This window comes from Algoriphagus sp. Y33, assembly GCF_014838715.1.
Classification (GTDB): Bacteria; Bacteroidota; Bacteroidia; order Cytophagales; family Cyclobacteriaceae; genus Algoriphagus.
The window spans coordinates 1,776,074-1,787,019 of sequence record NZ_CP061947.1; the positions used below are offsets into that span (position 1 = coordinate 1,776,074).

Sequence of the window (10,946 nt, forward strand, 5' to 3'; positions counted from 1 at the left end):
CTATATCATGAAGGATTTCCCCTGGTTTAAACATTATCCGGCTTCTGTGCCAAAGGAAGTGGATTGTACCGCCTATTCCAGTGTGACAGAGCTTTTCGAGGAAAGCGTGAAAAAATATGGTGATGCCGTGGCGTATGAATGCATGGGGAAAACGATGTCATATAACACCCTTGATAAGTTGAGTGAGGATTTTGCTTCCTATCTGACTCAGGTTTTACGGTTGAAAAAAGGTTCCCGGATTGTGATTCAAATGCCAAATACGCTTCAATATCCTGTGGCGATGTTTGGTGCTCTCAGGGCAGGAATGATCGTGGTGAATACCAACCCCTTGTACACTCCTTCAGAAATGAAGCATCAATTCAAGGACTCAGGAGCTGAGTTGATTATTATAGTAGCCAATTTTGCCAAAAATCTGGAAAAAATCAAACATGAAATACCAGCCAAGCACATACTAATTACCGGACTGGGGGATTTACTCGGCGGACTAAAAGGTATGGTAGTTAACCTTGTGGTCAAATACATTAAGAAGATGGTTCCGGCTTACGATATTCCCCAGGCGGTTTCCTTTAAGTCAGCTTTAGCTCAAGGTGCGGGTCACAAATTCAAGCCGGTGGAACTCACCTTGCAGGATACGGCATTTCTTCAATACACCGGAGGCACAACAGGCGTTTCCAAAGGTGCTGAATTGACACATGGAAATATTGTAGCCAATATGCAGCAAATCTCCGCTTGGATGAAACCCAGACTGAAGGAGAGCGAGGAGATTGTAATTACTGCTTTGCCATTGTATCATATTTTTGCACTGACGGTAAACTGTCTGGCCATGCTCAAAATAGGTGCGCATAATCTCCTGATTACCAATCCCCGCGACATGCCGGCGTTTTGTAAGGAATTGTCCAAAAAGAAATTTACGGTTTTCACGGGAGTGAATACGTTATTTAATGGATTACTTAACCAAGAGGCATTTAAGTCTCTTGATTTTAGTGCGTTAAAAATAGCAGTAGGGGGAGGGATGGCTGTGCAGAAGGCTACGGCTGAAAAATGGATGGCTGTGACAGGAACCCCGTTGGCCGAAGGCTATGGGCTTACCGAAACTTCACCTGTGGCTTCCTGCAATCCCATCGATGGTACCGAAAGAAATGGGACTATAGGCATTCCCCTTCCCAACACGGAGTTTAAGGTGATCGATGACGAAGGCAATACACTTGCTGTAGGTGAACGGGGAGAGTTATGCATCAAGGGACCTCAGGTGATGAAGGGTTATTGGAATAAACCTAAAGACACCGCAGAGGTAATGATGGGGGAATGGTTCAAATCTGGAGATATCGGTGTGATGGACGGGGATGGTTTTACCAAAATTGTGGATAGGAAAAAGGAGATGATTTTGGTCTCCGGTTTCAACGTATACCCAAATGAAGTGGAAGACGCCATTGCATCCTATCCGGGGGTTTTGGAAGTGGGGGTGATCGGCGTTCCGGATGATAGATCTACCGAGCGAGTAGTGGCTTACCTGGTGGTAAAGGATAAGACTATTGCAGAGGAACAAATTATTGCCCACTGCCACGAATCATTGACTAACTATAAATGTCCGAAAGAGGTATACTTTGTAGATGAATTGCCGAAGTCCAATGTGGGCAAGATTCTTAGAAGAAAGATAAAGGAAGCGCATTTGGAGAAAATAAAAGGCTGACAAATGCCGGCAAAGTTGCGAAATTGAGAAAAAATACCCTGTACAGGGTATTTTTTTGTTTCCGGGGACTGGTATATTGCAAATAACTAGATAGTTACCTCCAGTTGGGGCTAGGTAAGTTTCAACCGGATGTGCTGGAAGGCGATAAATCCAATCCATCTGCACGATGAAGAAGTCAGCTACATCCGGTCCTTTGGGACGCAAAGAATTTTTGAAAACAATGGGACTCGGGGGAGTATCGCTGATCCTGCCCGGGATGGTGCCGAAGCCCAACTTGGTATCGGGGATTATATCCCAACCCATCAAGATCTATGACAACTACCTGCGTGGAGTCCAGTATTACGGGTTGGGAAAATACCTAGCCGAACTTAACGTAGGTGATGGAGTAAGTTTCACAAGATTTCCGGAACATGAGTATGATCGCTTTGCAGTGGGAGTGATCTGGCAGGGGCATTTTCTGGGCTACTTGCCGGCTTACGAAAATATTGTCTTGGCCAATCTGTTGGATGCCGGAGTCCGACTAAGCGGGATGGTTACATCCAAGCATTCACTTCAGGAAGTAGGAATAGGCATATGGGCAGAACTGATCACCTCGGGATCCGGTAACGGTTCCAACCTTAGTGACACAGCTGCGGATGAGGTGGGAGATTGGTATAGGAGGTGAAAAAAGACGACCTCGATAAATTGCTTTACCGAGGCCCCCTTGAATGTTTTCACAACGGAATAATCCTTATTGTGAATTGCTTCAAATCAGCATTAAATGTATAGAATAAATATAAATACTCAAAGGATATGAAAAAGATTTTAGGATTGGATTTGGGGACGACCTCACTTGGTTGGGCTTTTATTCATGAGCCGGAGAAAGAAGTCAAAGGAAGCCAGATCATAGATATGGGGGTTAGAATTGTTCCTTTAACTTCTGATGAAGAAAACGATTTCTCAAAAGGGAATAATATTTCAATCAATGCAGATAGAACATTAAAGAGAGGGGCAAGAAGAAATTTACAAAGGTATAAGCAAAGGAGGAATGCCTTAATTGAAATCTTCAAAAATGAAAAACTAATACCATCAAATTTTCAATATGCAGAGGATGGTTCATCATCTACTTTTTCAACACTAAAACTTCGATCGGATGCCGCTAATGAAAGGATTGAATTAGAGGATTTTTTTACGGGTGTTACTGCAATTGAACAAAAAGAGAGGATATAAAAGTAGTAGAAAAGCAAAGTCAGAAGAGGATGAAGGGCAAGCAATTGATAGTATGGGAATTGCCAAGGAGCTTTATGAAAATGGCTTGACTCCAGGTCAATGGGTTTACCAAGCTTTAAAATCAGGGAGAAAGAATATTCCCGACTTTTATCGTTCAGACCTTCAGGATGAGTTTAAAAGAATTGCAAGTCATCAATCAGAGTACTATCCAGATATTCTGAATGATGTATTCATAAAGGATTGGATGGGGAAGGCTGCAACTCCGACCAAACAGTTTTTTAATAAGAGAGGAATCCAATTAGCAGAAAATAAGGGGAAAAGAGATGAAAGAAAGCTTCAAGAATATCTATGGAGGTCAACGGCAATCAATTCCAAACTGGAACTTTCTGAAATAGCCTTTATACTATCCCAAATCAATTCACAAATAAGTAATTCAAGTGGATACCTCGGCGCAATAAGTGATAGAAGTAAAGAATTGTATTTTAATAAGCTGACTGTCGGTCAATATCTCTATAGTCAAGTACACGAAAATCCACACACTCGATTAAAAGGTCAAGTATTCTACAGACAAGATTATTTGGATGAATTTGAGAGATTATGGAGTGTCCAAACACAATTCCATTCGGAGTTAAAAGAAGGGTTTAAAAAACAGGTGAGGGATGTGATTATTTTTTATCATAGACCATTAAAATCTCAGAAGCATTTAATAAGTGAGTGTGAGTTTGAAAAGCATCATAAGGTAACACCTAAATCGCATCCCTGCTTTCAAGAGTTCAGAATTTGGCAAAATTTGAATAACCTGGTCTTAATTAAGAAGGACAATCCCAATGAGAAATTTGAATTAGCATTAGAAGATAGACTTGCTTTAGCTGAAGAGTTGACATTTAAAAAGGATTTATCTCAAAGCGATGCATTGAAATTGATGAACCTTAAGCCTAGTGAATGGGAGCTGAATTTTCAAAAATTAGAGGGGAATAGAACAAATCACACTTTTTTTGAAGCTTTTGCAAGAATTTTGGAAATAGAAGACGGAGAATCTATTGATTTGGCTAAAATGAAAGCTGATGATATCTTGGATCAGTTTTCTGAGGTATTTTTAAGATTAGGTGTAGATCTTGGATTACTCCGTGTCAACTATGAGCTTGAGGGTAATGATTATGAAAATCAGCCCTATCTTCAATTTTGGCATTTGCTTTATAGTTCTGAAGATGATCAGAAACTAAAGAAAAATTTGATCAAGAAATTTGGTTTCAAACCAGAGCATACCAAAACCCTCCTCGGAATAAGTCTTCAAGATGATCATGCATCGTTAAGTAGCAAAGCCATTAAAAAGATTTTACCACACCTACAGACAGGATTAATCTATGATAAAGCGTGTGCATATGGGGGGTATAACCATTCTTCATCCTTGACTAAGGAAGACAATGACAAACGAGAATTAAAGACCAAACTTGATTTACTGAATAAAAATTCTTTACGAAATCCTGTTGTTGAAAAAATACTCAACCAAATGATCAATGTAGTCAATGCAATAATCAATGATCCAAGTCTAGGTCAGCCTGATGAAATCAGAGTTGAGATGGCAAGAGAACTTAAAGCCAATGCTGAGCAAAGAAAAAACATGACCTCCAATATTGCATCTGCCACTAGGGATCATGAAAAATTCCGGGAAATTTTAAAAAAAGAATTTGGTCTAAAAAGAGTCACAAAAAATGATTTGCTTAGATACAAGCTTTGGCTAGAGACGGACGGAATTTCAATTTATACGGGGAAGCCGATTGAAGCAAGTAAACTTTTTTCAAAAGAATATGATATAGAACACATCATTCCAAAAGCACGATTATTCGATGATTCTTTTTCAAACAAAACGATCTGTGAAAGGCAACTGAACATCGATAAGGCGAATGTGACAGCTTTTAGTTTTCTTGAAAATAAATATTCCACAGAGGACTTTGATCAATATCAGTCTAGAGTTAAGTCTTTATTTGGCAAGTTAGGTAAAGCTAAAATCCAAAAATTATTGATGGCGAATGATAAAATCCCTGAAGATTTCATCGCTAGGCAACTTCAAGAAACCCGGTATATCAGCAAAAAATCGAAAGAGTTACTTCTTGAGGTTTCAAGAAGGGTTACTGTAACTACAGGATTAATTACAGATAAGCTCAGAGAGGATTGGGGCTTGGTAGATGTTATGAAAGAATTGAATTGGGAGAAATATGACAAGCTTGGTTTGACATATACCATAGAAGGAAAGAATGGGGAAAGGTTAAACAGGATCAAGGATTGGACAAAGCGAAATGATCATAGGCATCATGCGATGGATGCCCTTACAGTAGCTTTAACTAAGCCTGCATACATCCAATATTTAAATAATCTTAATGCGAGAGATCGATTTGGAAAAAAAAGTGCAGACATATATGCGATTGAGCAAAAATACCTTATAAAAGTAAATGGTAGAATTCAATTTATTTCACCTATAGAAAATATTAGGATTGAAGCAAAAAGGTGTCTTTCGAAGATTTTAGTTTCCTACAAGGCGAAAAATAAGGTAGTTACTATTAACAAAAATAAAACTAAAAAGTATAAAGGGTTTAATGAACAAATTGTCCTGACTCCGAGGGGACAGTTACACAAAGAAACAGTTTATGGTAAATCCCAATTTTACACGACAAAGTTTGAAAAAGTTGGTGGCTATTTTGATGAAGAAAAGATAGCTACTGTTGCCAAAAAACAAGAAAGAGAAGCTTTGTTAAAAAGATTGGCAGAAAACAATAACGATCCAAAAAAGGCATTTACTGGAAAAAATGCTTTGAGCAAAATGCCAATCTATTTGAATTTGGAAAAAAAGATCATACTGGAAAATAAGGTTAAAACAGTATCTCTTGATGAAAATTATACAATTAGGAAAGAAATAGTAGGAGCAAGTCCTAATTCAAAGCAAATTGTTCCTGATTATAAATCAATAGAAAAAATTGTTGATGTTGGTGTTAGATCTATTCTTAAAAAGAGGTTAGATGAATTTGGTGGAGATCCCAAACAAGCCTTTTCTAATTTGCATGAAAATCCTATATGGTTAAATAAAGAAAAAAGGATTAGTGTAAAGCGGGTAAAGATTTCGGGAGTAAGTAATGCGGAGTCACTTCATGTTAAAAAAGATCACCTTGGCCATCCAGTTCTTGATGATTTCGGAAAAGAAATTCCGATAGATTTTGTAAGTACTGGTAATAATCATCATGTGGCAATTTATCAAGATGATGAAGGTAATTTGCAAGATGAAGTATTAACATTCTTCGAAGCTGTAATTAGAAAAAACCAAGGAGAATCTATAATTAAGTATAGGCATGAAAATGATTGGAAGTTTTTATTTACCTTAAAGCAAAATGAATTTTTCATCTTTCCATCTGAAGATTTTAACCCTAAGGAAATTGATCTTTTTGATTCAATAAATTATCCAAAAATCAGTAAAAACCTTTTTAGGGTTCAAAAATTTTCAAAGCTTCAATATGGTAATTCGTTTGTACGAGAATATGTCTTTAGACATCATTTAGAAACAGTCTTAAATGATGATGCTATTTTGAAAGATGTAGTATTCAAGAATATAAAAAGCCTTTCTTATTTTGAAGGAATGGTAAAATTACGTTTGAATCATTTAGGGAAGATTGTACAAATAGGGGAGTATTAAAAAATGAAACAACCCCAATCCCATCATATCTACACCCATGTCAGCAGAACTCAGAACAATTCTGGGAGGCGGAAAACTATCGGTTTTTCTTACAACAGTATGTCAAGTATCCGGGGAAGTAGTGGATACCTTTTTTACCTTTTCCAAAGTTTAGAAACTTTGGAAAAGATTTCTACTAAAATAACATAGAAGAATGGAACTAGGTCAACCGTACCATATCTACAACCATGCCAACGGAACTGAAAATATTTTCCGAGTAGAGGAGAACTATAGGTTCTTCCTTCGGCAATATGTCAAGTATCCGGGGAAGTAGTGGATACCTTTTTTACCTTTTCCAAAGTTTAGAAACTTTGGAAAAGATTTCTACTAAAATAACATAGAAGAATGGAACTAGGTCAACCGTACCATATCTACAACCATGCCAACGGAACTGAAAATATTTTCCGAGTAGAGGAGAACTATAGGTTCTTCCTTCGGCAATATGTCAAGTATCCGGGAGAAGTAGTGGATACCTTTTTTACCTTTTCCAAAGTTTAGAAACTTTGGAAAAGGTTTCTACTAAAATAACATAGAAGAATGGAACTAGGTCAACCGTACCATATCTACAACCATGCCAACGGAACTGAAAATATTTTCCGAGTAGAGGAGAACTATAGGTTCTTCCTTCGGCAATATGTCAAGTATTTAGGAGAAGTTGTAGATACCCATGCCTATTGTCTAATGCCCAATCATTTTCACTTGTTGGTGGGGGTGAGGGGAGAGGCTGATTTGACTAAAACTTTTCCAAAGTTCGAAACTTTGGAAAAGTTGGTTTCGAAACAATTCTCCAATTTTTTCAGCTCCTATACTCAATCTTTTAATAAGAAATATCAAAGAAAAGGAAGCCTGTTTATCAAAAATTTTAAAAGAAAACCGATTCTGACAGAAAGCCAATGGCAGGAAACTTTTCTATATATACACCTCAATCCGGTCAAGCATGGTTTTGTCAAAGACCACACAAACTGGAAATGGTCCAGCTGGCACGCTTACCGGAGTCCAGAGAAGCTTTCAAATTTAGACAGAAACTACTATTTGAACTTCTTTGACAGTTGGGAACATGTGCAAAATATGATGAAAATGAAAAAAGAATGGTTGATGAATAAAGATATGGAATGATTTACAAGAAAAACTTTTCTAAAGTGTTGACACTTTAGAAAAGGCCCCTCTTCCAAAACGAAATGTTATGATCAAAAGAACTCTTTTCTTCGGCAATCCGGCTTATTTAAGCACTAAAAATGAACAGTTGCATATCAGTTTCCCTGAAGCGGATAAGCCTGATCGGACAGTTCCCATAGAAGATCTGGGGATGATCGTATTGGAAAACCAACAGATCACCATCACCAATGGGCTACTTGCAAAGTTGACAGTTCGAAAAGTGGCAGTTGTCAGTTGCAATGCCCAACATCTTCCCGAAGGCTTGCTGCTTCCCATGCAGGGCCATACAGAGCAGACCGAGCGGGTGAGGTATCAACTGGAAGCTTCCCAACCGCTTAAGAAAAATCTCTGGCAACAGACTGTCTCCGCCAAAATCAAAAACCAGCATGCCCTGCTGCTGGAGAAGGGAAAGGAGTCCAAAAGAATGGAATACCTCTACAAAAATGTAAGCTCAGGGGATACGGGAAATCATGAGGCGCAGGCTGCTGCAATTTATTGGCAGAGTTTGTTTGATATACCGGATTTCAATAGGGGACAGGTAGGTATTCCTCCCAATAATCTGCTCAATTACGGTTACGCCATCTTGAGGGCGGTTATTGCTAGGTGTTTGGTTTCTTCGGGGATGTTGCCGGGAGTGGGGATTTGGCATAGGAATAAGTACAATGCCTATTGTCTGGCGGATGATATCATGGAACCTTATCGTCCCTATGTGGATTTGGTGGTGTCCTATATTGTGGAAAACCAAGATGAATATGCAGAACTCAATACTGACTTGAAAAAGGAGTTACTCAATATTCCCGCATTGGATGTAAAGATTGATGGTCAAAAGAGCCCCCTGATGGTAGCAGCATCCAGGACGACATCTTCTTTGTTTGAATGCTTTGCAGGGATCAGCAGAAAAATCATTTACCCGGAATATGGATGAAAAATATTTCTCACGACTTAACCAATACAGGAGTTTGTGGGTCTTAGTTTTCTTTGACCTACCCACCGAAACCCGCAAGGATAGAAAAATTGCAACTTCTTTCCGGAAAAAACTGCTGGACGATGGATTTGCCATGTTTCAGTTTTCGATTTACATGCGTTTTTGTGCCAGCCGGGAAAATGCCGATGTACATATCAAGCGAACCAAGAAGAATTTACCGCCAAAAGGGAAAGTAGGGATTATGTCTATCACCGACAAGCAGTTTGGGATGATGGAGCTATTTTATGGAACCAAGCCGCAAGAAACAGAAGCACCGTCTCAGCAGTTGGAGTTGTTTTAAGGTGGAAAAGTTACTTTACAAGACCTGACAGGTTTTTAAAACCCGCCGGGTCTTTCTCTTTTGCCTCCAAAATCCTGTATTTTTTAATTTTCTAATTTTTAACATAAAAAACAGCATACCAGCCACTTAACGTGGGGTATGCTGTGATTTCACTAGTAAAGTACTGATTTGAAAGCAATTCACAACCAACTTATAATTGTAAAACTTTTTAATTTGGCTGTGATTTCACTAGTAAAGTACTGATTTGAAAGCAATTCACAACAGGAAGGCACCAACTCAGGAACAATTAAGGGCTGTGATTTCACTAGTAAAGTACTGATTTGAAAGCAATTCACAACTAATCGATTCCCTCTTCTTTAGCGAAGAAGCTGTGATTTCACTAGTAAAGTACTGATTTGAAAGCAATTCACAACTTTTATTGACGGGTGAAAACCTAACTGACGGCTGTGATTTCACTAGTAAAGTACTGATTTGAAAGCAATTCACAACTAAGGAAGAACTACTTGAAAGTGAAAATAAGCTGTGATTTCACTAGTAAAGTACTGATTTGAAAGCAATTCACAACAGGAACTACTTTCTTCCATAGAAAAGAATCGCTGTGATTTCACTAGTAAAGTACTGATTTGAAAGCAATTCACAACCAAGAAGAAGATGAAAAGTATAACAACTTGGCTGTGATTTCACTAGTAAAGTACTGATTTGAAAGCAATTCACAACTTTGATAATTGATAAAACTCAGACCAGCCAGCTGTGATTTCACTAGTAAAGTACTGATTTGAAAGCAATTCACAACATGGTTTGTATAGATTCATTTAATAGAGGTGCTGTGATTTCACTAGTAAAGTACTGATTTGAAAGCAATTCACAACTACGGAATATTACACCTCCCCATCCTGAATGCTGTGATTTCACTAGTAAAGTACTGATTTGAAAGCAATTCACAACCCTAAAAGGGTTTATGTTACATGGAATGTAGCTGTGATTTCACTAGTAAAGTACTGATTTGAAAGCAATTCACAACTATTTTCAAATGAGCAGGTAAAGAAAAAGGCTGTGATTTCACTAGTAAAGTACTGATTTGAAAGCAATTCACAACTGAGTTAGCAGACCGAACAACCGCCTTGCCGCTGTGATTTCACTAGTAAAGTACTGATTTGAAAGCAATTCACAACCCATAAGTGGTCTGGTAGGTTTGGGCGTGAGCTGTGATTTCACTAGTAAAGTACTGATTTGAAAGCAATTCACAACATGTACTTACCCACAGTAAAGAAACTGGATGCTGTGATTTCACTAGTAAAGTACTGATTTGAAAGCAATTCACAACCACAGATGATAAATAAAGCTTGTAGGTGACGCTGTGATTTCACTAGTAAAGTACTGATTTGAAAGCAATTCACAACTGTCATCGAACGACTACTACACGCAATGCAGCTGTGATTTCACTAGTAAAGTACTGATTTGAAAGCAATTCACAACTACTAAAGTATGGTATGTGGATTTTTGACGGCTGTGATTTCACTAGTAAAGTACTGATTTGAAAGCAATTCACAACGGAAACATCTGATATCACATATCCCGCATCGCTGTGATTTCACTAGTAAAGTACTGATTTGAAAGCAATTCACAACTAGTAGGTGGATTTTTTGACTGTTTACGACGCTGTGATTTCACTAGTAAAGTACTGATTTGAAAGCAATTCACAACTGAGGCGGAGCACTGCGGTGATAGGTGATGGCTGTGATTTCACTAGTAAAGTACTGATTTGAAAGCAATTCACAACTAGTAGGTGGATTTTTTGACTGTTTACGACGCTGTGATTTCACTAGTAAAGTACTGATTTGAAAGCAATTCACAACTGATTCCATTAGAACCATGGCGGGTGAAAGGCTGTGATTTCACTAGTAAA

The 10,946-nt window shown here is 38.2% G+C and carries 8 protein-coding genes and 1 CRISPR repeat array (1 of these 9 cut by a window edge); all 8 genes read left to right on the forward strand.

The genetic code is table 11. The annotated features are described in order from the left end of the window. Positions 1-7 precede the first annotated feature (7 nt). Entirely contained in the window at positions 8-1,690 is a 1,683-nt protein-coding gene (locus ID165_RS07125) for an AMP-binding protein (RefSeq protein WP_192349670.1), read from the forward strand. Positions 1,691-1,856: 166 nt separating this feature from the next. Further along, positions 1,857-2,354, forward strand: a complete 498-nt coding sequence (locus ID165_RS07130) for an HIRAN domain-containing protein (RefSeq protein ID WP_192349671.1) — start codon at positions 1,857-1,859, stop codon at positions 2,352-2,354. Between the two features lie 128 nt (positions 2,355-2,482). Next, positions 2,483-2,899, forward strand: coding sequence for a hypothetical protein (locus tag ID165_RS26665; RefSeq protein WP_225587020.1), 417 nt, complete (start codon positions 2,483-2,485; stop codon positions 2,897-2,899). Beyond that, a complete protein-coding gene (gene cas9, locus ID165_RS07135) occupies positions 2,877-6,581 on the forward strand; it encodes a type II CRISPR RNA-guided endonuclease Cas9 (RefSeq protein WP_255505165.1) in 3,705 nt (1,234 codons plus the stop codon). The genes ID165_RS26665 and cas9 overlap by 23 nt, the downstream gene beginning before the upstream one ends. 384 nt (positions 6,582-6,965) lie before the next feature. Beyond that, a complete protein-coding gene (locus ID165_RS07140; RefSeq protein WP_225587022.1) occupies positions 6,966-7,118 on the forward strand; it encodes a hypothetical protein in 153 nt (50 codons plus the stop codon). 39 nt (positions 7,119-7,157) lie between these two features. Further along, complete coding sequence (locus ID165_RS07145) at positions 7,158-7,736, forward strand: transposase (RefSeq protein ID WP_192349672.1); 579 nt, start codon at positions 7,158-7,160, stop codon at positions 7,734-7,736. Positions 7,737-7,803: 67 nt separating this feature from the next. Further along, complete coding sequence (gene cas1 / locus ID165_RS07150) at positions 7,804-8,700, forward strand: type II CRISPR-associated endonuclease Cas1 (RefSeq protein WP_192349673.1); 897 nt, start codon at positions 7,804-7,806, stop codon at positions 8,698-8,700. After that, positions 8,693-9,040, forward strand: a complete 348-nt coding sequence (cas2, locus tag ID165_RS07155; RefSeq protein WP_192349674.1) for a CRISPR-associated endonuclease Cas2 — start codon at positions 8,693-8,695, stop codon at positions 9,038-9,040. The genes cas1 and cas2 overlap by 8 nt, the downstream gene beginning before the upstream one ends. A gap of 140 nt (positions 9,041-9,180) precedes the next feature. Further along, positions 9,181-10,946: direct repeats of the CRISPR family, unit length 30 nt; unit sequence GCTGTGATTTCACTAGTAAAGTACTGATTT; it runs 843 nt beyond the window's last position.